21 protein-coding genes and 1 tRNA gene are annotated in these 22,654 nt (G+C 60.9%); 7 read left to right on the forward strand and 15 right to left on the reverse strand.

Features of this window, described 5'->3' with window-relative positions; genetic code table 11:
• Positions 1-151: 151 nt before the first annotated feature.
• Positions 152-931 (reverse strand): IclR family transcriptional regulator, encoded by a 780-nt coding sequence (locus MRY75_RS02945; protein WP_292305656.1) that lies wholly within the window; start codon positions 929-931, stop codon positions 152-154.
• Positions 932-1,093: 162 nt separating this feature from the next.
• Here MRY75_RS02945 and MRY75_RS02950 point away from each other — a divergent pair, with 162 nt between their 5' ends.
• The 4 genes from MRY75_RS02950 to MRY75_RS02965 all read left to right on the forward strand — a co-directional run bounded on the left by MRY75_RS02950 (position 1,094) and on the right by MRY75_RS02965 (position 4,938).
• A complete protein-coding gene (locus tag MRY75_RS02950; protein WP_292305657.1) occupies positions 1,094-2,002 on the forward strand; it encodes a hypothetical protein in 909 nt (302 codons plus the stop codon).
• 50 nt (positions 2,003-2,052) lie between these two features.
• A complete protein-coding gene (locus MRY75_RS02955; protein WP_292305658.1) occupies positions 2,053-3,048 on the forward strand; it encodes a TRAP transporter substrate-binding protein in 996 nt (331 codons plus the stop codon).
• 61 nt (positions 3,049-3,109) lie between these two features.
• Positions 3,110-3,667, forward strand: coding sequence for a TRAP transporter small permease (locus tag MRY75_RS02960; RefSeq protein ID WP_292305659.1), 558 nt, complete (start codon positions 3,110-3,112; stop codon positions 3,665-3,667).
• Positions 3,667-4,938: a TRAP transporter large permease gene (locus tag MRY75_RS02965; protein WP_292305660.1), complete on the forward strand. Its 1,272-nt coding sequence runs from the start codon at positions 3,667-3,669 to the stop codon at positions 4,936-4,938. The genes MRY75_RS02960 and MRY75_RS02965 overlap by 1 nt, the downstream gene beginning before the upstream one ends.
• 101 nt (positions 4,939-5,039) lie before the next feature.
• Here MRY75_RS02965 and MRY75_RS02970 read toward each other — a convergent pair whose 3' ends face one another.
• From MRY75_RS02970 to MRY75_RS03005, 8 genes are all read right to left on the reverse strand, one after another.
• Positions 5,040-5,684, reverse strand: a complete 645-nt coding sequence (locus tag MRY75_RS02970; protein WP_292305661.1) for a LysE family translocator — start codon at positions 5,682-5,684, stop codon at positions 5,040-5,042.
• A 9-nt stretch (positions 5,685-5,693) separates the two neighbouring features.
• Positions 5,694-6,761, reverse strand: a complete 1,068-nt coding sequence (locus MRY75_RS02975) for a 2-oxoglutarate and iron-dependent oxygenase domain-containing protein (protein WP_292305662.1) — start codon at positions 6,759-6,761, stop codon at positions 5,694-5,696.
• Positions 6,762-6,820: 59 nt separating this feature from the next.
• Positions 6,821-8,209 carry an ATP-binding protein gene (locus MRY75_RS02980; protein WP_292305663.1) on the reverse strand — a complete coding sequence of 463 codons (1,389 nt, stop codon included), beginning with the start codon at positions 8,207-8,209 and terminating at the stop codon, positions 6,821-6,823.
• Between the two features lie 161 nt (positions 8,210-8,370).
• On the reverse strand, positions 8,371-9,018 hold the full coding sequence (locus tag MRY75_RS02985) for an aspartate/glutamate racemase family protein (RefSeq protein WP_292305664.1): 648 nt from the start codon (positions 9,016-9,018) through the stop codon (positions 8,371-8,373).
• Entirely contained in the window at positions 9,015-9,851 is an 837-nt protein-coding gene (locus tag MRY75_RS02990; RefSeq protein ID WP_292305665.1) for an ABC transporter permease, read from the reverse strand. The genes MRY75_RS02985 and MRY75_RS02990 overlap by 4 nt, the downstream gene beginning before the upstream one ends.
• Position 9,852: 1 nt before the next feature.
• Positions 9,853-10,710 carry an ABC transporter permease gene (locus MRY75_RS02995; protein WP_292305666.1) on the reverse strand — a complete coding sequence of 286 codons (858 nt, stop codon included), beginning with the start codon at positions 10,708-10,710 and terminating at the stop codon, positions 9,853-9,855.
• A 137-nt stretch (positions 10,711-10,847) separates the two neighbouring features.
• Positions 10,848-12,119: an extracellular solute-binding protein gene (locus MRY75_RS03000; protein WP_292305667.1), complete on the reverse strand. Its 1,272-nt coding sequence runs from the start codon at positions 12,117-12,119 to the stop codon at positions 10,848-10,850.
• 50 nt (positions 12,120-12,169) lie between these two features.
• Positions 12,170-13,144, reverse strand: coding sequence for an ABC transporter ATP-binding protein (locus MRY75_RS03005; protein ID WP_292305668.1), 975 nt, complete (start codon positions 13,142-13,144; stop codon positions 12,170-12,172).
• Positions 13,145-13,395: 251 nt separating this feature from the next.
• On the opposite strand from MRY75_RS03005, the gene MRY75_RS03010 reads away from it, so the two are divergent.
• Positions 13,396-14,082 carry a GntR family transcriptional regulator gene (locus MRY75_RS03010; RefSeq protein WP_292305669.1) on the forward strand — a complete coding sequence of 229 codons (687 nt, stop codon included), beginning with the start codon at positions 13,396-13,398 and terminating at the stop codon, positions 14,080-14,082.
• Complete coding sequence (locus MRY75_RS03015; RefSeq protein ID WP_292305670.1) at positions 14,079-14,912, forward strand: GNAT family N-acetyltransferase; 834 nt, start codon at positions 14,079-14,081, stop codon at positions 14,910-14,912. Before MRY75_RS03010 ends, MRY75_RS03015 begins: the two co-directional genes overlap by 4 nt.
• A gap of 27 nt (positions 14,913-14,939) precedes the next feature.
• On the opposite strand, the gene MRY75_RS03020 is transcribed toward MRY75_RS03015, so the two are convergent.
• On the reverse strand, positions 14,940-17,276 hold the full coding sequence (locus MRY75_RS03020) for a Tex family protein (protein WP_292305671.1): 2,337 nt from the start codon (positions 17,274-17,276) through the stop codon (positions 14,940-14,942).
• Between the two features lie 402 nt (positions 17,277-17,678).
• On the opposite strand from MRY75_RS03020, the gene MRY75_RS03025 reads away from it, so the two are divergent.
• A complete protein-coding gene (locus MRY75_RS03025) occupies positions 17,679-17,930 on the forward strand; it encodes a hypothetical protein (protein ID WP_292305672.1) in 252 nt (83 codons plus the stop codon).
• A 406-nt stretch (positions 17,931-18,336) separates the two neighbouring features.
• Here the strand turns inward: MRY75_RS03025 and MRY75_RS03030 are convergent.
• From MRY75_RS03030 to MRY75_RS03050, 5 genes are all read right to left on the reverse strand, one after another.
• Positions 18,337-18,426 (reverse strand) — tRNA-Ser (locus MRY75_RS03030).
• A 73-nt stretch (positions 18,427-18,499) separates the two neighbouring features.
• On the reverse strand, positions 18,500-19,597 hold the full coding sequence (gene ychF, locus MRY75_RS03035; protein ID WP_292305673.1) for a redox-regulated ATPase YchF: 1,098 nt from the start codon (positions 19,595-19,597) through the stop codon (positions 18,500-18,502).
• A gap of 36 nt (positions 19,598-19,633) precedes the next feature.
• Positions 19,634-21,016: an MATE family efflux transporter gene (locus MRY75_RS03040; RefSeq protein WP_292305674.1), complete on the reverse strand. Its 1,383-nt coding sequence runs from the start codon at positions 21,014-21,016 to the stop codon at positions 19,634-19,636.
• A gap of 48 nt (positions 21,017-21,064) precedes the next feature.
• Positions 21,065-21,994, reverse strand: coding sequence for a hypothetical protein (locus tag MRY75_RS03045; RefSeq protein ID WP_292305675.1), 930 nt, complete (start codon positions 21,992-21,994; stop codon positions 21,065-21,067).
• The gene (locus MRY75_RS03050; RefSeq protein WP_292305676.1) at positions 21,973-22,614 is read right to left on the reverse strand and encodes a DUF1007 family protein; all 642 of its coding nucleotides are present in this window, start codon (positions 22,612-22,614) and stop codon (positions 21,973-21,975) included. Before MRY75_RS03050 ends, MRY75_RS03045 begins: the two co-directional genes overlap by 22 nt.
• Between the last annotated feature and the right edge of the window lie 40 nt (positions 22,615-22,654).

A 22,654-nucleotide genomic window follows, 5' to 3' on the forward strand; every position in this document is an offset into this window, starting at 1 on the left:
CCTCCCGAACCATCTGTCAGACTGTAATTGCTCGTTGCATCATGCGAACCAGTGTTTCGCATAGCAGAACAAGCCCGACGTTATTTTTGTCCGGCTCGCGAGTCAAGCAATCGCCGACCCCGCCCTGATGACCCTGAAAATGGAGTTGCGGTCAGACCGCGTGACCCAGCTCTGCCGAGATCCGCCGTGCCGCCTCTTGCACCGCGTCAATCTGGTCCGCGTCGGGCGGCGTGCTGATGTATTGCGTCAGGCTCACAATCGCGACGGTCGCGACAGGCTCGCCATCAAGCCCGAAGATCGGACAGGCGAGCGCGTTAAGTCCAAGCATCGTTTCGTTCGGCGCGGTTGACCAGCCGCGCGCGGCGATGTCGTCGATATGCGCGTACAGCGCAGCATGATCGGTGATGGTGAATTCCGTCATCGGTGAAATGGTTTCGGGAATGAGGTCCGGCCATCTGCTGCGTGGCGTAAAGGCCAGCGCAACCTTGCCCTGAGCGGAATTCCAGAAGCCCAGCAGCGACCCGGGGCGAACGCCCACCTCGATCTGCATGCGACCCGGCAGAGTGTTCAATATCCGAATGCCCGTCGGTTCGATCTGACCCAGACTGACCGCCTGCCCGGTGCGGTCGCGCAAAGCGCGCAGATGGGGCATCGCCACGCTTGTCAGATCGGTAGACCCCGCAGCCGCACGCCCAAGGCCAATCAGCCTCGCACCGATTCGATACCGTTCGGTTTCCTCGGATTGCGTCAGGTAACCCAGCGAAACGAGGGTCCGCAGATGACGGTAAATCCGGCTCTTGGTCGTTCCCAAAGCCTGTGCCAGTTCCGTAACACCGACCTCGCCCTCGCTGAAGGCCATCGCCTCGAGCACCTGCAAGGCGAGCGCGACGCTTTGGATGATCTCAGTTTTCTGTGGGTCTTCAGCGGTCATGACAATCCAATTCACTCAGCTTCGCGTCCAGAGCAAGGGGTGGCCAGCGAATTTCGCAAGGCGACGCTTGACAGGCGCAACCTTACCTAAATATGTTTCGTTTGAAAGAACATTGTTCCGCTAGACGAAACAACATGCTGATACCGGGAGGGGGGAGCCTGCATGAGCAATTATGACAAGTCCGATCCACGCGCGTCGCTGGCCCCCGCCTTGACCGGCAATATGCTGTCTCAGACCGGGCTCGTGGCCGATCCCCAGGCAGCGCATTTCAGCGAAACCGATCCACAGATCGACGACGCCACAGGAAAAAGTTGGCTCCACCGCGGGCATAATTTCCTCGTGGCCTATTCCGAGGCAGAAAAGGGCGCGCTGTTCACCCGCACAGCGCAGCCCGATGAGTACTGCGTCCTCCTTCCGAAGGCTGGTGCGACGATCGACTGGAATGGCACGACAGTTTCGGTCCCCGGCTATTCGATCGCCTTCGTTCCGCCCGGCGACAGCAGCGTGACCATGCCCGAAGGCGGCGTTCTGGTGCGACTGTTCTCGACGCAGAACACCGATCTTGCAGAAATGTGCGGGAACGCACGAGGCTATGACGTGCCGCGCGCTCACATCCCGGCGTTTCAGCCGTGGCCCGAGCCGCCAGGCGGTTGGGCCATCCGCGCCTATTCGCTGGACGTACCGCCCGAGACCGGTCGGTTTGGCCGCATCTTCCGCTGCACGACGCTGATGGTGAACGTGCTCGACCCGTTCGAAGGACCGCGCGACGCGTCAAAGATGTCGCCGCATCATCATGACGACTTTGAACAGGGGTCATTGGCCCTGTCAGGCGACTTCACCCACTACCTGCGATGGAACTGGACCAGCGACATGGCGGATTGGCGCGATGATCAGGCACTGGAGATGGGATCTCCGTCGATGTTGGTGATCCCGCCCCCCGTGATCCACACCACGCGCGCCACCGGTGCAGGGTCAAACTGGTTGATCGACATCTTCAGTCCTCCCCGCGAGGACTTTTCGTCCAAACCCGGTTGGGTGCTGAACGCCAAGGACTACCCGATGCCGGCCTGACATGGCCCTGGCATCAAACTGCTCATGACTTTTCAGGGAGGAAACCCGAAATGATCACCAGAAGGACACTTCTGCACACCGGCGTCGCACTCGGCGCCACCCTCGCCATGCCGCATGTCGCCCGCGCTGCGGGCAAGACCATCCGTCTGGCCCATGCGGCCAACCCCGTCCATCCGGGACACATCCAGTCCACCTCGTTTGCGGACGCGCTCGAAGAACTGATGCCGGGCGCTTTCAACGTGCAAATCTTCCCCAACCGGCAGTTGGGAGATGACAAGCAGGTGCTCGAAGCCACAGTGGCCGGGTCTCTGGACATGTGTGGCGTGTCCGGGGTGCTGGTGCCGCTGGTGACAGGTCGCCCGGCCATGAACGCTTGGCAATTGCCGTTTCTTGTTCGTGACTACGACCACTTTGGCGAACTGGTGCACAGCGAGATCGGCCAGAAGATGCTGGACGACCTGCGCCCCGCAGGCATTGTCGGCCTGTCACTGGTCGATGGCGGCCAGCGCAACTTTCTGTCGGTCAAGAACCAGGTCAAGACGATCGACGACTTCGCCGGTCTCAAGACGCGGATCGTCCCCGTGCCGCTGCACAAGGCGATCTGGGAAGCCATAGGCACCGCACCTGTCGGCCTGCCCTATGGCGAGGTTTACGGCGCGCTGGAAACTGGCGTGATCGACGCGGTCGAAATCAACGTGTCTTCCATGCTGGGGGAGAACCTGTGGGAAGTCGGCAAGAACTTCACCCTGACCGGGCATTACCCATGGCACCTCGCCTTGGTGATGGCAGACGGCATGTGGAACACGCTCAACGAAGAAGAGCAGTCAGCGATCCGCGAGGCTGGCAGGCGCGCCACGGACTTTACCCTGGCCTATGCCAAGGATCAGGATCTTGCGGGCCGCGAAGAGCTTGTTGCCAAAGGTGTTGAGATTGCCCCGCTGGACGACTTGACCGCTCTGCGCGAGAAGGTTGCTGCCGTCACCGCCGAATACAGCCAGCAGGATCCGCTCATCGCGGAATTCGTCGCGGCCGCGACGGGGGCCTGACAATTGAACCCGGCGGGGGCTTGGCGGCCCCTGCCTCACACTTCGTGAAGGCGTCGCTGACATGCAGGACAGGACGGGACCGGTCTCGCGCCTTGTTGGCGCATATGTGTGGTTGATCCGCACGCTGGCGGGACTCAGCATGGCCTTGATTGTCGGCATCATGCTGGTTCAGGTCTTCTACCGATATGCCTTGAACGACAGCCTGATCTGGGCCGAAGAGATCTGTCGCTATCTGCTGATCTGGCAGACCTTTCTCGTGCTGGGCTTGGCCTATTCCAAGGGTGAGCTTGTCGCGCTCGACTTCCTGCCCGGCGCGCTCCCGCCCCGGGGGAAATGGCTGCTGCGGGCAGCCATGGCGGTACCCATCCTTGCTTTTCTCGCGGTCATGGGGTGGTACGGCTACGACTTTTCTTCACGCTTTGACCGTCAGACCATACCTGCGCTCGACTTCATTTGGACCGCGGTGACCGGTGAAGCCTTGGGTTTGTCGATCCGCTGGGTCTATGTCTCGGTGACGGTCGGCGCGGCGCTGATGGGGCTGCATGTGGTCGCAAATCTGGTCAGCACCTTCCGACTGCAGTTCCTGCACAATATCTCTGATCAGGTGGATGCAGCCTGATGGGCAGTTTCTTTTTTCTGTTCGCCGCCTTCCTGGCATCCGGCATCCCGATCGCTCTGACGCTTGGGATTGCAGGGACCGCCTACCTGTATCTGTCGGGCAACGGCATGATGGTGCTGATGCTCCCGCAGCGGATGATGGCAGGCATTGATCAGTTCGTTCTGCTGACCATTCCCCTGTTCCTGCTGGCCGGATCGCTCATGAACGTGGGCGGAGTGACCGACCGGATCGTGACCTTTGCCCGCGCAATGGTCGGCCATCGACAAGGTGGCATGTCGTCTGTGTCGATCCTGTCCTCGGGCTTTTTCGCGGGCATCTCAGGCAGCGCCACGGCCGAAGCCTCGGCTCTTGGCACCATCCTGATCCCGTCCATGTCCAAGCAGGGAATGCCGTCGGCCTATGCCGCAGCGCTTGTTGCCGTCAGTTCGGTCATGGGGCCGATCATCCCCCCTTCGATCACGATGATCGTCTATGGCGTGCTGTCTGGCACCTCGATCGGGCAGTTGTTTCTTGCGGGGGTCGCACCGGGCGTCGGACTTGCCGCGGGACTTTTGATGTATGCCAGTTGGCGCGCCAAGCGCGACGGGTTTCCTGTAACGCCAAAGATGCGTGCAAGGGACAGGCTGATTGCCACGCGGCGGACCCTTCCTGCGCTGTTTCTGCCGCTGATCATCCTCGTCGGCATCAAAGCCGGGATCTTCACTCCGACCGAAGCCGCTGCGGTGGCCGTGGGCTACGCGCTGATCATCGGCACGATCTACCGCGACCTGACGATCCAGCGGATCTGGGAGGCGCTGATCGCAACCGCGCTGGTTTCGGCGTCAATTCTGTTCATCACCGCGATGGCCAGCGTCGTGTCCTTTGTCTTCACGCTCGAACAGGTGCCCACGCTGATCGCCGAAGCCATGCTGACCCTGACCGAGAACCCCTGGATGATCCTGCTGCTTCTGAACCTCTTTCTGCTGATCCTCGGCATGTTCCTCGAGCCGATCTCGATCCTGATCCTGACCATGCCGATCCTGATGGAGTTTCAGGGCATCATCGACATGGACCCGGTGCAGTTCGGAACAGTTGTGGTCCTGAACGTGGTGATCGGCATGGCAACACCGCCGGTGGGTATTCTGCTCTTCATCACCTCGGCCATTTCCGGCGAGCCGGTCACGCGCGTGATCCGCGAGGCGCTCCCACTGATTGGTATCTGCCTGATCGTCCTGGCGCTGATCGCGCTGGTCCCGGCGGTGTCGCTGTTCCTGCCGAAAATGCTGGTGTGACCGAGCCCGCCAATGATCGCGTTCCCTGTCGCACAGCCCGGCCGACGTCTACGTTGCCCCGGAACGGATCGACACGCGGCACGGGCCACATGCCCCGCGCGTCAGATAAACCCCAAGTGAAGATTGACCGCGATGAGGCACAGCGCCAATCCGCCTGACCACGCCAGTCCCTTGCGAATGTTGGGGTTCCGCGACACGGATTGCGCCAGCCTCGCCCCCAGCCACGCGACGGTGATATCGGACGGGATCGCCGTCAACGGAACAAGAATACCCAGGATGATGAGTTGTCCCTGCAACGCGCCTTCATCAAGGTTGGGGTCGACAAAGGGCGGCAAGAAAAGGGCAAAAAACAGGACGGTCTTGGGGTTGAGAAGTTCGACCCACATACCCTGCCACACGATCTGCCCAAAACTCTGGTGCCGTGTCGGCGTGTCGGTGACGGACAGGTCCAGCCTGACATAGGAATCCCGGATCAATCCATATCCAAGATACACCAGGTAGAAAGAGCCGAGGAACCGCAGGCTGACCATGACCCACTCGAATTGGCGGAACACGGCGGCCAATCCGAAGGCTGTGGCGATGGCAAGCAGAACGCCACCCAACCCCAGGCCCAGGGCAGACGCATAGCCGGCGCTCCTGCTCTGACCGGCACTTCGCGACAGCACATACAGCATCGAGGGACCAGGTGTGGCGCTCAACACGAGCCCGGCAAGGGCTACGGCAAACATGGTTTCAAGTTCAGGCATTTTGGGAATTCAGGTTATGGTCTTGAGCCTTTGCTCAAACGGATTTTCGATCTGAAGTGAAGGGCTTGTCTGCCCATCATCTTCATCTTTTTTCGCCATAAGGGCTTTGAGATACGGAAAATCCCGGATCAGCATGCGCTCGAGATGCGCGCCTGCCGCGAAAGGCGCATAACGGGGCGCCGACCCGTCTGGAACCAATTGTGCGAAAGGTTCGATGATGGTGTCGTGGTTTGCGGCGACGAAATACGGCAGCGAAAACCGTTCAGGTCTCAGATTCAGCACGCGGTGCGGTGTCGAACGGAGCCGGCCATTGGTCCAGGCTTCCATCATGTCGCCGATATTCACGACAAGGGCGGCCGGATTTACCGGCACATCGATCCAGACGTCATCCTGCGACAGGATCTGCAACCCCTTGTTGCGCGTATGCAGCAGGGTCAGACATTCGTAATCCGTGTGGGCCCCCATGTTCACGGATTTGGTGTCCGTCAGCGACGCCTTGCGCACGTAATGCAGCAGACGCAATTGCGAGACCGGCTTTGTCATCTTCTCCGTCATCGCGCCTTGCGGAAGGTCCAGATAGCGCTCCAACAACGCGCATATCATCCGCCCCAGACACGCGACCTCGGTATAATACCGATCGATCGTTTCCCGAAACCCGTCAAGCTCTGGCCAATTGTTCGGACCCAGAACGCGGATGCCGGACAGGAAATCGGGATCGTCCGCCGGCAAATCCATCCCAAGATCGAAAGCTTCATAGCTTCGGTGCACTTCGTCGGGATAGTCCCCTTTCTCGGTGAACGGAACGTAGCCTCTGTGGTTGGGGCTGGCACCGATATAGGTGCGCATCTTGATGTTCTGCGGCAGGGCGAAGAATTCTTCTGCGGCGGCATAGACCGCGTCGATCAGATCCAACGAAATGCCGTGGTCGCAAATCCTGAAAAAGCCATGCCGCTCGCAGGCGGTCCCGATTTGGGAAGCAAGCTTGTCCGTCTCGATCTCATCGCCCGATCTCAATGCGGCAACACTGATGAGAGGCAAAACATGTTCGTCCTGTCGGATATCAGAGAACAACGTCATGGGACCCCTTCAGATGTATCGTTGCTCCAAACTCGTTCAAGTACAGTTCGTTGTTCCGGCTATGTGCGAATTGGAAAGAAAAGCTCCACAGATGTTCCGACCGGAGAATTGGCGGACGCCATGACCGCACCACCGGATTGCGCCATGAACCCCTGAACGGAAGCGAGACCAAGTCCGCGTCCCGATCCAACGTGTTTGGTGGAAAAGAACGGATCGAAGATCTGTTGAAGCAGCTCGGGTGGCACGCCGTGTCCCGTGTCTGTCACTTTCACCGAGATGTAGATCCCCGGGTTCAAGTCCGCGGGAAGCGTGCTGCGCGACATGGCATTCCGGCCGATGATGTCGGTTGACACAGTAAGCGTGCCGCCATCCGGCATCGCCTCGATCGCATTCGACATGATGGCATTGATGGCGGATTTTGCAGCGGCAGGATCTGTCTGAGCAACCAGGTCGATGGCAGACAGGTGCAGGTCCAATGTGATGGTGTTGGGAAGGACAGAGACCGCGCAAAGATCACGCACGAGGCGATTCATGTCGGTGTCGACCGGCGTCAGCCTTGACTTCTCCGCAAAGGCAAGAAGATCGGACACAAGGCGCGCGGCGCTATGGGATGCAACGCTGGCGTCCTTCAGAAATTTCCGACTGCTCGGCTCCCTGAAATAAGCTTCCACCAATTCGAGGTTGTTGGAAATCACCGTCAGCAGGTTGTTGAAATCATGCGCCAAACGGCCTGTAAGCTGCCCGACAGCCTCACGTCTGCGCGCCTCGTGCAGCTCTGCCTCAACCGCCTTGCGGCTGCAGATTTCATCCGACAGCATGGCGTGCATCTTCACCAGGTCGGCATAACGGCGCTGAGACTGGTCTGCCTCGTGAAGGAGCTCAAGCTTCGCGCTGGTCATGGCTGCCACGGTTGTGAGTATCTCCAGCTCCGCGGGCCCAAAGGCTTTGGCTTGCGGATGTTCGCTGTCAATGACACCGACCACGTCACCCTTCGACAGGAGCGGTACACAGATTTCCGATCGGGCAGGTTGCGCATCTTCGATATAGTTCGCATCCAGCAGCAGGTCGTCCACGATGGTCGGCTTTGCCGTCTGTGCGGTCTTGCCCGTAATGCCTTCGCCAAAAGGAATGACAAGCGGGTTCAGAATTTTGCGCCCGTACGGGTTCTTTTCTCCTAGCGCGGCAACCTGGGTAAGCTTTTGCGTCTGCGTGTCTGCGGTGTAGATCACACAATCAACAAATCCCAATCTCCCCACGACATTCTGCGCCACATACCAGAAGAGATCAGAGGCGTTGGGGATCGAGATCAAATCGACGGCAAATTCATTCAGAGTACGCAGGAAGCTTGGATTTTGATCATGAGGATGGTCCTCCAACACGTGGGTCGTTGCGCTGTGCACGGGTTCCTCCTGCGATTCATGCTCGCAAAAGTTGTAACTCGTTTGCATCAAAAAACAAGCCTTCCGGCCCGACGGATTCAATGACTTATGAGTGATGGCGCGGGGACGGGCCTCCGCCACAGCCGCCGTGATGGCCGATTATCAATTTGATAATGATCAAAATAGGTGACGTTCGCCCCCCGCATCCGCCGGGCCGGAGGCGGATTGCCCTATCCGCGGGCAACAACTTGGGCCAGCCGGGCGGACGCAGCGACACCCTCGATCAGAGGGATCGACGCACGCGCCGCCAGCTCTGGTTCGATATGCGCCATGCCCGCGCATCCCAGAACCGCACAGGCCGCGCCATCTTGGGCCGCAGCAACCTCGACTTCCGCGACAATGCGCGCGATCACGTCCGGTCCCCCCTCGTCGATGGTCAGGACCGGAAGCCCACTTGCACGAACCGACGCACAAATCCCCGAGAACCCCTGGTGGTGAATGTTCTCTTCGATGACCGGGATCGAGACCGCAAGCGAGGTGATGACCGAAAACCGCAATCCAAGCAATTGGGCCATGACAAAGCTCGACTGACCAATTCCCAGAACGGGACAGCCCGCTCGGGTTCGTGCCTCGTCCAACCCGGTATCGTCAAAACAGGCGATCACAATGACATCGGCACCATCCCGTCGTGCCTTCGGCAAAAGTCCAAGCATGCCCGGAACCGCCGCGTCGCCATCCGACTTGCCCTGGATGGCCGCAGGACCATCGCTATTCGTCAAACCGACAATATCGACCTCCGGCATCACGTTGCGCGCTGTTGCAACGATACTTTCTGTCATTCCCTCGGTCGAATTGGGATTGATATAGGCAATCTTCATACGCCCTTCCCTGCGTCAGAGCCCAGCCGCGCGCGGCGTTTTCCAAGGATCCAGACGCCCAGCAGAAAGGCCGCAATGATCGCGAATGAAAAGGCGGTTGTCAGTGTCCCCAGGGCATAGATCACCGGGGTTGTCACATTGGTTGTCATGCCAAAGATTTCGAGCGGCAATGTGTTGTAACTTCCAGCCGTCAGAAGGGTTCTCGCGAACTCATCGTAACTCAGCGTGAAGCCGAACAGAGCCACACCGATCAGCGACGGCGCGATGATGGGCAGCACCACATAACGAAGCGTCTGCCACGCGGTCGCGCCCTGATCGCGGGCGGCCTCTTCATAGCTCTTGTCGAACCGGTTGAAGACCGCAAACATGATGAGCAGGCCAAAAGGCAAGGTCCATGTCAGTTGCGATCCGAACCCGCTCGTCGCCCAATGCACCTTCAGTCCAAGCTGGTTGAAGATCAGACCGACCCCCAGCGAAATCAGGATCGACGGGATCACCAGAGACGTGATCGCCGCATAGAACACGAGACCCGACCCCCAGAAACGCTTTCGGAAAGCGAGACCCGCCATCACCGAAACAACGACGGTTGTCACCATGACCATGAGTCCGAGCCCGAAACTGCGCCGGAAGGCACCCCAGATGTCGCCCACCGCCTGTTCCTGAAAGAGGTCGCGGAACCAATACACCGAGACCCCGTTCATCGGGAAGGTCAGCCCACCCTGCGGCCCCTGAAAGCTCAGAATGCCGATTGTCAGGATCGGCCCATAAAGGAACAGCACGAACAGCCCGAAGAACACGGCCAGCACGTAGAAACTGCGCGGTCTGCGCTCCATCTCAAAGCTCCTTCCGGATGTTGACGAAGCGGAGCAGGATCGCGATCACGATCAGCACGGTGCAGAGCAGCACAACGGCCGTTGCCGCCGCAGACGGGTATTGCAGCAGTCCGATATCGTTCGAGATCAATCGCCCCACATTGGCGCGCTGCGATCCGGACATGAAACGGACGGTGATGAAATCGCCCATGACCAGCGTCACCACGAAGATGGTTCCGATCATGATGCCGGGCTTTGTCAGGGGAATGATCACGTGAACCAGCGTCTGGAAACCCGACGCACCATTGTCGCGCGCCGCTTCCAGCAGCGACTTGTCGATGCGCATCATCGTGTTGAAGATCGGCACCACCATGAACAGCGTATAAAGATGCACAAACGCAAGGATCACCGAGAAATCGGAATAGAGCAGCCATTCCAGCGGCTCGTCGATCACCCCCCACGAGATCAGCGTCTGGTTGGCAATGCCATTGCGCCCCAGAAACGGGATCCACGAAATCATGCGGATGATGTTCGATGTCCAGAACGGGATGGTGCAGACCAGAAACAGCGCGATCTGCATCGTCAGGCTGCGCACGTGGAAGGCCAGGAAATAGGCCACGGTGAATCCGATGGCGAGGGTCAGCGCCCAGGTGATGAGCGCGTATTTCAATGTCGCGCCGAACACCCGGTAGGTGACCGGCGAGCCGAAGAGAAACTCGTAATTGTCGAACTGGAACGCCGGGTAGATCGAGAACTCGGTCGCGCCCCAGAAGCTGACGATCACGATCATCACGATGGGGGCGATCAGGAACGCCAGCAGGACAATGCTCAGCGGGGCCGCCTGAAGCCATCCCAATAGATGCCTGCTCTTGATCTGCATATTCTCACCATCGTTGCGACCGGCTCGGCCTCGATCTCGCCGGCTCCGGCTTCATCTTGCCGGATAAACTCTCAGGGGGGTCTGGGGGGCAGAATGCCCCCCAGCCAGTCGCCACGCGTCCGCGAGGCGAAACTCCATCACGCGGCGATGAATTCGTTCCACTTGCGGACCATGTACTGGTTCTCGTCCATGACGGCGTTCCAGCAGGCCACGGCGCCCATTCGGTCGTAGAACGAGCCACCGTCGCGGGTCTCGCCGGCTTGCGCCAGCGTGTCGCCGGTGGGCGAGGTGATGACATCGGTGGCTTCCTTGCCCTCGAACCAGTAACCCCATTCGTTCTCGGACATGAAGTTCTTCGAGGTTTCCGGAACCGCCGAATAATAGCCCTGGCGCATCAGGTAGCCGCCGACCCAGCCGGAGAGATACCAGTTGATGTATTCATACGCCGCATCAAGCTCCATGCCCGACAGCGAGGACGACAGTCCGATGCCGCCACCCCAGCTGCGGTAGCCTTCCTTGAGCGGCTGGTAGACGCAGGGGATGCCGCGGGACTTCACAGCGGTGATCGCCGGGGACCACATGGACTGGATCACGACTTCACCGGACGCCATCAGGTTGACGCTTTCATCGAAGGTCTTCCAGAAGGCGCGGAACTGGCCATTGCGCTTGGCTTCGGTGAAGATCGCCATGGTCTTGTCGATTTCTTCACGGGTCATGTTGCCCTTGTCGCCATACTGGATCTCGCCCATGGCTTCGCAGACCATCGCCATATCCATGATGCCGATCGACGAGATGTCGAGGATCGACGCCTTGCCCTTGAACTCGGGGTTCAGCAGCTCGGTCCAGGATTCGATCGGGCGGCCGATCAGGTCCGGGCGGATGCCCAGCGTGTCTGCGTTGTAGATCGTCGGGATGAGCGTCATCCAGCCGGTTTCTTCGCTGGCAAAGGACGTCCCGCCGGGGCCGTCGACAAAGCCGACACTGTGGGGTGCGGTGCCCTGCGCGATTGTCGACTCGGGCGTCAGCTTGCCGCTCCGGAAAATGCCGACGATCTTGTCATAATTGGCGATTTTCGACGTATCCATGGCCTGCAGGTTGCCGGTCGGCCAAACCTTCTTACAGATCCAGTATTCGATATCCGCGATGTCAAAGCTGTCGGGCTGAGTGGCCGCGCGCTGGGTCACGCTGTCGGAATCGAGAGCCGTCATCTCAAGCGTGAAGCCAAGGTCTTCCTTCACCTTGTTGGCGACATCGTTGAGGTTCGACACGCCGGTGCCGAACTGGCGCAGCACGATGTTCTTCGTGTCCTGCGCCCAGAGCATGGGTGCGGGAAGTGCGGAGGCCGCAAGCGCCGCGCCTCCGGTCTTCAGAATGGAGCGGCGGGTGTAGCCGACCTTGGGTTTTGCCATTGTACTGTTCCTCTTTTTCCAGGGGTTCGGTGTGGAGTTGGATTGGCCGATCAGGCCTGCAGGCGGTGCAGCCGCCCATCGTCCCAGCAGAGCGTCACTGCTTCGCCGGGTGATTTTGGGGATTGAAAGAACTGCTCTTCCGGAAGCAGGGCGAGAACCTCGTCCCCGCCCGACGTGGTTGCGGTCACGGCGACCGAAGCGCCTTGATATTCCACAGCGATCACGGTGGCTGGCACGCCTCCCTCGCCCAGCGTCACGGCATCGGCGCGCACGGTGGCCTTGCCGTCAGGCAACGCGATCACGTTGTGACCTCCGATAAACCGGGCGACGAACTCGGTGCGCGGCTGCGCCCAGACCTCGCGTGCGGGGCCCGCCTGTTCGATCACCGCGTCGTTCATGACGACGATCTCGTCGGCGAGCGCGAGCGCTTCGTCCTGACCATGTGTCACGTGAATGAAGGTGATGCCCAATTCGCGTTGCAGCTTTTTCAGCTCTGTCCGCATCCGAATACGCAGGAAGGGATCGAGCGCCGAAAGCGGTTCGTCCAGCAGCAGCACCTTGGGTTCGGTCACAAGCGCGCGGGCAAGCGCGACGCGCTGCTGCTGGCCGCCGGACAACTGCGCCGGCAGACGGTCCGCCAGATGTGTCATGTCCACCAGTTCGAGCAACTCGTTGGCGCGGGCGTGCCGCGTCTCTTTTTCGACGCCCTTCATCCGCAGCGAAAACGCCACGTTGTCGCGCACCGACAGGTGCGGGAAAAGAGCATAGTTCTGGAACATCATGGCGGTCCCGCGCCGTGCCGGCGGCAGGTCCGACACGTCCTGCCCATCCAGGACGATCTGGCCGTCGCTGACGTCTTCATGACCGGCGATCATCCGCAGCGTCGATGACTTGCCGCAGCCGGACGGACCAAGCAGACAGACATAGCTGCCCTTGGCAAACACGTGGTTCAGATCCCGTACCGCCACCGTGTCACCATAGCGCTTGGTCAGGTGAACAAGTTCAAGATCATAGCCTGTTCGCATCAGGTCCCCCATGTCGTCGCTTGACATCACCCTGTGCAGAGCGCGGACGGGACCGGCAGTGATTTCCGCAGGCGCGAGAGCCGAAAACACAATTCGCCCGTTTTTTGAGCGCACGCGCGAATGATGTGCACAGAAAACGGCACAAAATCGTATACAATCTCGTTCCATAAACTGTTTCCACGCCGCTTGCTTGTGCCGGCACACACGAATCGGAAAGACTTGGAGGCAGAGCGGAGCGGTGTGTGAGAACCATGAACAAGATCGAGACAAAGGGCTGGACGAGCGACACCGTCGTGGCAGACTTGGAACGCGCGATTCACGAGCACCGCCTGCCGCCGGGCACAAAGCTTGGGGAAGACGAACTGAGCGACGCCTATGGGATCAGCCGAACCATTGTCCGCGCCGCACTTCTGGCTCTGTCACATCGCCGCCTCGTGGAACTCAAGCGCAACCGAGGCGCGTTTGTCGCGCAGCCGTCGGTACGAGAAGCGCGCGAAGTGTTCGAAGCACGGTCGCTGCTTGAACCACGCACGGCCCACTCCGCAGCGCTGCGGATGACCGATGCGGACCTGGACCTCCTGACCGAGAATATTTGCAATGAGCATGCCGCCCTCGATGCCGGCGAAAACGGTCGTGCTCTGTTTCTGTCCGGTCAGTTTCACATCGAAATCGCTCGGATAGCAGATCAATCGACGATTGAGACATTCATCTCTGAACTGATCGCGCGCTCATCCCTGATCATCGCTCTTTACTGGCGCCGCCGTGCCGCGCTGTGCGAAACGCAGGCGCATCATGCGCTGCTCGATGCCTTTGCACACCGCGACGGCGATGCGGCCGAGCAGTTGATGAAAAGCCATCTTCTCGATCTCGTGGCGTCGCTCGATCTGCGCAATGTGAGCCAGCCGCCCACCTCCCTTCGGGAAGCGTTGCAGCGATGACAGAGCTCCGCTGTCGCAACGCCACGTTGCCCGAAGTGTCGATGATGCTGGATTGGGCCGCGAAGGAAGGCTGGAACCCGGGGCTCGACGACGCAAAGCCCTTCTATCAGGCGGATCCTGACGGGTTTTTCGTCGCCGAGACCGAAGACACGGTGGTTGCTGCGATTTCCGTTGTGAACCACTCGGACGATCACGCCTTTCTCGGTCTGTACCTGTGCCTGCCGGAGTATCGGGGTCGGGGCATCGGCTTTGGTCTTTGGACCCATGCGCTGGCACATGCCGGCGACAGGACCGTTGGCTTGGACGGTGTTCCGGCACAGGAGGCCAATTACAGGACATCCGGGTTCATCCTGGCCGGACGCACGTGCCGATGGACCGGGCAATTCGAACGCGTCGACACGGGCTTTGTGCTCGCGGAACCAGGGGATTTCGCGGACATCGCCGAATTGGATCCTGCCGCGACGGGCGTCCGGCGCGATCGCTTCCTCCGGGCCTGGCTTGAAAACGGCGCCACCCGAAAGACGGTTGTCTTGCGCAAGGGCGGAGAGGTGACCGGCTTTGCCACGGCACGCGCCTGTCGCACCGGGTGCAAGATCGGTCCCATCATTGCACCGGATCTCCACGAGGCCGAGCATCTGGCGCGCCAAGCCGCAGCTTCCATTGCCGAAACGCACGTGACGATCGACGTCCCGGCAAGCGCTGAACCCTTTGCAGACCTACTGGCCCAAAAGGGATTTGAACAAAACTTCAACACCGCGCGCATGTATCGCGGCACCGCGCCAAACGCCCTTGGAACGCTGCACGCCGTCGCCTCGCTAGAATTGGGGTGACACCGACGGATCAGCTGAACGCACCGATCACTGTCTCCCGGTCTTACCCGACATGGCAGCCCTGAGCGCATTTCCCAGCGCCCCCTGCCCGCCACCGCCCGAAGCTGAACCACTTGCTTTTCCCTGCGGCTTTCCCGGGCTGCTCTTGCGTGCTGTGCCACCGGACTTGGATCGCCGCTCCGTAGGCTCGGGCTTCACGTTGTCCTTGCGCATGCTCAACCCGATCCGTTTCCGCGCGACGTCCACCTCCACAACACGCACCCGAACGACATCGCCGGCCTTGACGACCTCGTGTGGGTCCTTGACGAAACGGTCGGCCAACTGGCTCACGTGAACCAACCCATCCTGGTGAACACCGATATCCACAAAAGCGCCGAATGCGGCGACATTGGTGACAGTCCCTTCAAGCGACATGCCGGGACGCAGATCCTTGATATCATCAACACCGTCGGCAAACCGGGCGGTCACGAAATCCGGACGGGGATCGCGCCCCGGTTTCTCGAGCTCCGAGAGGATATCGCGGACTGTTGGCAGACCGAACCTGTCATCGACAAAGTCACTTGCCCGAAGAGCGCGCAGCGCCTCCGGCTCTTTCATGATTGATCGGATATCGCGGCCGCAGGCCTGCACGATGCGACGCGCCACGTCATACGCTTCGGGGTGAACCGACGTCGCATCCAGCGGTTCGGTGCTGTTTCTGAGACGAAGAAACCCGGCACATTGCTCAAAAGCCTTGGGCCCGAGCCCGGACACTTTGAGCAAGGTCTTCCGCGATGCAAACTCGCCATGCGCGTCGCGATGCGAGACGATGGCCTGAGCCAGGGACGGTCCGAGACCGGCGACACGGGCCAGAAGAGCGGCAGACGCCATATTCAGATCAACGCCAACGGCATTCACGGCATCTTCGACGACAGCGTCGAGCGCCTGCGCAAGACGCCTTTGGTCCACATCATGCTGGTACTGACCGACGCCAATGGATTGGGGGGTGATCTTCACCAGTTCAGCCAACGGGTCCTGCAATCGACGCGCAATCGAGACCGCGCCTCGCAGGGACACGTCAAGGTCCGGAAACTCCTGTGCGGCGAGTTCCGAGGCCGAGTAGACCGACGCGCCGGCCTCGGACACGATGACACTGGACGGACGCGCAAGCCCTGCCGGCAGGTGTTTGAGAGTATCGGCAACCAGTCTTTCCGTCTCGCGACTGGCCGTTCCGTTGCCAATGGCAATCAGTTCAACGCCATGACGCCGGATCATGTCCAGGATCGACGCCTGCGCACCTGCAACATCCATGCGCGGCTGGAACGGGTGGAGCGTCGCTGTTTCAAGCAGCTTGCCCGTTGGATCGATGACGGCCGCCTTGACGCCCGTCCGAATGCCCGGATCAAGCCCCAGCGTCGCGCGCGGACCGGCGGGGGCAGCCAGCAGCAAGTCCCGCAGGTTCCGAGCAAAAACCGCGATGGCTTCCTCATGTGCGCGTTTGCGAAGATCCGCCATCAGATCGACATACATGGTCAGGCTCAGCTTGATGCGCCAGGTCCAGTCTGCCGCCGCGCGAAGCCAAACGTCACCTGCCGACGTGCCATGAATGCCTACTGCCGCCGCGATCATGTTCACCGCGCGCGGCACATCCGTTTCCGGATCGGGCGCGATATCGACCGTGACGATTTCTTCCTTTGCCGCACGCAGGATCGCCAACGCCCTGTGCGACGGGATCGTGGCCCATTTTTCCCGATGATCGAAATAATCCGAAAACTTCGCTCCAGCCGCCTCCTTGCCCGGCTGCACCCGCGCCGTGATCCACGCAGCCTCGTGCATGAAGGCGCGCAACCGACCCAGAAGGTCCGCGTTTTCGCTCAATTCCTCGGTCAGGATGTCCCGTGCCCCCGCAAGCGCCTCTTTGGCTGTGGGCACCTCCTGCGAAACGAACCCTTCCGCCAGTGCCTCTGGATCGGCAGCGCGATCAGCAAGGATGCTCCGCAGCAAGGGCTCCAAGCCGTTCTCACGGGCGATCATGGCCTTGGTACGGCGTTTAGGCTTGTACGGAAGGTAGATATCCTCCAACGCGGCTTTGGTCTCGGCGGACGCAATCGCGGCGCTCAAGGCATCCGTGAGTTTGCCTTGTTCCTTGATCGAATGCCGAATGGTCTCTCTGCGCGCTTCCAACTCGCGCAGATAATCAAGCCGGTCCGCCAGGGTCCGTAACTGCGTGTCATCCAGTCCACCCGTGGCCTCTTTGCGATACCGGGCCACAAACGGAACGGTTGCGCCGCCGTCCAGCAGAGTGACAGCGGCGGCAACCTGTTCAGGCCGGGCGGAGATATCCGTGGCAATCGTCTGAAAGATGCGGGTTTCGGTCTGAATCACGGAGGCTGCCCTTTGCTGCTGTGTGGCTTTCCTTGATAGCTTTCGTCACATGCGGATGGAAGATGCAGGACGGCGCAAGCCCCCGGAAAGACACGTGTCGCAGTCAGACCCTGAAAAGGTGTGAATGACCGCCGCAGGAAGACCGAAGACAGCAGTCCGGCACGCACACCCCGAACGCGCCCACCCGCACCGTCGCATGCCCCTCAAGCGACGCGAAGAGCGCAGCTGTCGCCTCGTCCGCCATATTTTACCATTTGATAAAAGCCGCCATACTTTTGCGTATTTGCTTTGTGGCAACCGAAGTCCGATGGGTCATCTGCGCAGGTTTCATGCCCGCGCGGAGGGAGCAGGTACACCAGGGCAGGCAAGACGTCTGCCGCAACGACATCGAGGGAGATGTGCATGTCAAAGACACATACGATCAAGGTGGACGAAAAGCGAAACGGTGATGGCTCCATGACCTATGGTGCGACAGTCACGGAACACCACGCGGACGGCGACTTCAGTTCCTTCTACAGGTCACGAAACCTGAACGCCGCGCATGCCATGGCCAACGGATTGGCAATGATCCTTGAAAAGAACAGCGCCAAACGCGTGAAGATCGAAGTTCTGGATGTTCACGGACGGCCCATCTCCGAGGCACGCGCCGCTTGAGCCATCAAGCCGGTGCCCCCCGGCCCTGAACACTGCAGCATGGCCGCCATCCGCGGCCGTCGTCAGGGGCAGTCGACGCCCATCGACTTGATCGTTAAAAATGCGTCTACATCACAGCGCTGACGTCCGTTTGCCGTGCGGACAGACTTGCCTCCTCGACATGCCCCAGTCCACGAAGATCGTCGAGGATCTTCAGACCCAAGGCGCCCAATAGCGTTTCTTACAACCCGACCGTGAACGCATCGCTCAATCGCCTTCCCGCTGAAGGAAGTGCCGCAGCCGATAATTTCGGACCCGTCGCACAGCCTCATCCAGCCGCTCTCGCGCATCTCGCCCACCCGACACCGCCGCCTGCGGAAAGCCGCTGAAGCAGCTTATGGTCGAGCCATCGCAATATTGGGGAAAATGGCGGAGACGAAGGGATTCGAACCCTCGAGACGGTTTCCCGCCTACTCCCTTAGCAGGGGAGCGCCTTCGACCACTCGGCCACGTCTCCGCCGACCCGTTTAGTGAGGTGTGCGGTCGGGGACAAGGGTGGAAACCACACGGAGGCCAAGTTTTTTCGTGGATCAGGTGTTGAAGAGGAAGTGCAGCACGTCGCCATCCTTGACGACATAGCCCTTGCCTTCGGCCCGCATCTTGCCTGCTTCCTTCGCGGCGGTTTCGCCGCCCAAGGACACGTAGTCGTCATAGGCGATGGTTTCGGCGCGGATGAAGCCCTTCTCGAAGTCACCATGGATCACACCTGCCGCCTGAGGGGCGAGCGTGCCCTTGGAGATGGTCCAGGCGCGGGCCTCTTTTGGGCCGACGGTGAAATAGGTCTCAAGCTGCAAGAGCTGGTAGCCCGCGCGGATCACGCGGTCGAGGCCAGCTTCCTCAAGGCCCATTTCGGACAGGAATTCCTGCGCCTCTTCGGCGTCAAGCTGGCTGATCTCTTCTTCGATCTGGGCCGAGATCACGACATGGCTGTTGCCCTGTGCCGCGGCCATCTCGCCCACGGCGTTGGACATGGCGTTGCCGTCTGCCGCATCCGCCTCGGACACGTTGCAGACGTAAAGCACGGGCTTGGTGGTCAGCAGTTGCAGCATGTCCCAGGCTTTGCGGTCCTCGTCGTCGACCGCCACCGTCCGGGCAGGCTTGCCCTCTTCCAGTGCGGCCAAGGCGGCGCGCATCAGGCGTTCCTGCTGCACCGCGTCCTTGTCACCGCCGCGCACCTTGCGGACGATGTTCTGCAACCGCTTTTCGAGGCTCTCGATATCGGCGAGCATCAGCTCGGTCTCGATGGTTTCGGCATCGGCGACAGGATCGACCCGGCCGTCCACATGCACCACATCGCCGTCTTCGAAACAGCGCAGCACGTGGGCGATGGCGTCCACCTCGCGGATATTGGCGAGGAACTGGTTGCCCAGACCTTCGCCCTTGGACGCGCCTTTCACGAGGCCCGCGATGTCGACGAAGGTGATGCGCGTCGGGATGATCTGCTTGGACTTGGCGATCCCCGCCAGAGTGTCGAGCCGCGCATCGGGCACGGCGACGTCACCCACATTGGGCTCGATCGTGCAGAACGGAAAGTTCGCTGCCTGCGCCGCTGCAGTCTTGGTGAGCGCGTTGAAAAGGGTCGACTTGCCCACGTTCGGCAAACCCACGATTCCCACCTTGAAGCCCATCTCGGTCTCTCCTGATCCTGCGAAGTTGCGCCGCTTCTATGCGTTGACCGTCGGCGCTGCAAGACGGCTGAGATTGGGCATCATCTGGAACCAGAAGCGGTTGTTCAAGAGCACCGCCGCAACGGCCAGCCCCACGACCAGCCCGATCCAGATGCCAGTCGCGCCCCAGTCCACGACAAAGCCCAGAACCAAGGCTGCCGGCAGGCCGACCCCGAAATAGGACACGGCCGCGAGGAGCATCGGCAAGCCTGCATCCTGCACCCCGCGCAAGAGGCCCAACGCCACCACCTGTGCGCCGTCCACCAGTTGGAAGATCGCGGCAAGGATCAGCAGAGTGATGCCCATGGCGATGATCTCGGCCCGGGCCGGATCGTCGGGGTCGAGGAAGGCGGCGATCAGCGGTTCGGGAAGGGCGACAAACAGAACGATTGTCAGCGCCGCGATAAAGGCCGAGAGCGCAAGGGCAACGATCCCGCCCCGTGCCATATGCGGCCAATCCTTGCGCCCGAAGGCATTGCCCGCGCGCACGGTGGCGGCGTTGGACAGGCCCAGATGCAGCATGAAGGTCATCGACGCCAGTTGCAGCGCGATCCCGTGCGCGGCCAACGGGATCGTCCCTAGCCAGCCCATCATGATCGCCGAGGCGGCGAACAGTCCGGTCTCGGACAATGACGTCAGGCCGATGGGCACACCCAGCTTGAATACCTGAACAAACATCTCGTTGTCGGGCTTCCAAATCCGCTGGAACAGGCTGTGTTCCGGCACGAAGACGCGGATATAGACCACGATCACCAGCATTGAGAACACATGCGTGCTGAGCGAGGCGATGGCCGCGCCCTGCAAGCCCAATTCGGGAAAGCCGAAATTGCCGAAGATCAGCGCATAGTTCGCCAGCGCGTTATAGGGCACGGCCACGGCTGTGACCCAGAACACGACCTTGGTTTTCTCCAATGCGGCCAGGTAGCTTTTCAGCACCATCGTCACCAGCGCAGGCAGCAGACCGAAGGCCAGCACCCGCAGATAGACCTGCGCTTCGGCAGCGATCGTGGGCAACTGACCTGTCAGTCGAAGCAACGTCTCCGACCACCACAAGAGCGGGAACATCACCACACAGAACAGCGCGGACAGCCAAAGCCCCATGCGGGTGGCGCGGCGGACTTTCTGATCGTCGCCCTCGGCTGCGTAGGAGGCCACCATGGGCATCACCGCCCAGGCAAAGCCGCAGCCGAAGAGGAAGATCGTAAAGAACAGCGTGTTGGCCAGCGTGACCGTGGCCAAAGCCTCGGCGCCGTACCAGCCGACCATGATCGTGTCGGTCAGGCCGATGGCCATCTGTGCCATATGCCCGCCAACCAGAGGCAGCCCCAATACGAGGATGGCCCTGACATGGGCCGGATATGACATCTCTGCTGTGTGCATGCCAGTCGGTTAGACCCGCGCTCTGCACGGGGCAAGTGTTTTGTCGGGTCAGATGGCGCGGATCAGGAACTGTGCGGCCAAAATGGCAATGATCAGCCCGGCCCCGGTTTCGATCACACCGGCGATGCGCGCACCGTTTGCACCCCCGGCAAAGCGTGCCAAGGCTCCTTCGCGGAAGGTCACCGCCCCGGCGGCGGCGGCCAGAGTGACACTGGCGGTGCCCAGACCCATGGCAAAGGTGCCAAGGATGCCGGCAAGCTCAATCCCCATGCTCACCGACAGGATCAGCAGGAACAGCGCGCCTGTGCAGGGGCGGATCGCGATGGCCCCGATCAGCACCAGCGCATCGCGCAGGGAATGGACATTCTGCGCCTGTTCGGGCGTCGGCGCATGGGCGTGACCGCAGGTGCTACAGACGCCGTCGTCATGGTGGTGATGGTCGTGATGGTGATGGTGATCGCGGTGATGCGGCTTGGCCGGGTGCCACTGCGACCGCAGACGCAGCGCCCCGCGAAGGGCCAGCCACGCCCCCACCCCGCAGATCGCGGCATAGCTGAACGGGGCGAACCAATCCTCGGCCGCGCCCACCATGTCCTGACGGCCCAGCCCCAGAATCCAAACCCCGGCATAGACCACGATGATGGCCGTGGCCGCCTGCGCAAGGCTCGACAGCACGGCCAGCAGCGACAACCGGGTCAGTGCAACACGCTCGGCCACGCCGTAGCCTGCAATCAGGATCTTGCCGTGACCGGGACCGACCGCATGAAAGAAACCATAGCCGAAACACACCGCCATCAGGGTCATCAAGGCACCCGGCTGATTAGCGCGCAATGCACGCAGGCCCTGCGCCATGCCGCTTTGCGCCGCGCGCTGACCCTCGGCGGCCCAGCGTTCCAGCAACTGCGCCCCGTCAAACCCCCAGAGCCAGACGGCAAGCGCGACAACAGCCGCAGCGGCTAGTTGGAGGGCGGAGCGCATGAGATCGTCACCGTATCGGCAAAATGAATGCCCACACGCATCTCGTTGAAAATGTCCTCCATCGACCCGCCGTTCAGCTCTTGCTCGACAGCGGCCTGCGCGGCTGCCTGATCAGGGTCGGTGACGGTCGCGGTGCAGTTGGGATCAGTCAGGGTCACGCCCTGCGACACGTCATAAGAGACATAGTAGGTCGGATCATACTGCAGGACCTCGATGGCCTCGACCGGCACGGGCGGGATCTCGCGGAAATGGGTGGCGGTGATGAACCCGCCCTCCACCGCGATCCCGATGGGGCGCGGGCGCGGCATCTCGATCTTTTCTCCGGCGGAGTAGACGTACAAATCGCCTTCAAACCCTTCGGGCCATTCAATCAGGTCAAACCCGAACAATGTGTCGAGTTCGGCGTCGGTCAGCTCGCCGTCGCCATCGGAATCAAGCCCCATGTCCTCGAGGATGAGCAGCGTAAAGAAATCGTCATAGGTCCACGTGACAGTCACACCCGTCACTTCGAGCCGGTCGTTCACCTCGAACCGGAGGGCGGTTTCGACAAAGATATGTGGATGCGCACCCAGAGGCGCGGCGACCAGACCAAGAGCAAGGGCGCAAAAAGCGTGTTTCATGCTCATCGGAGGTAAGACCCCCGACGCGTCAAGGCAAGAT

The organism is Marivita sp. (assembly GCF_022763305.1).
Taxonomy (GTDB): domain Bacteria; phylum Pseudomonadota; class Alphaproteobacteria; order Rhodobacterales; family Rhodobacteraceae; genus Marivita.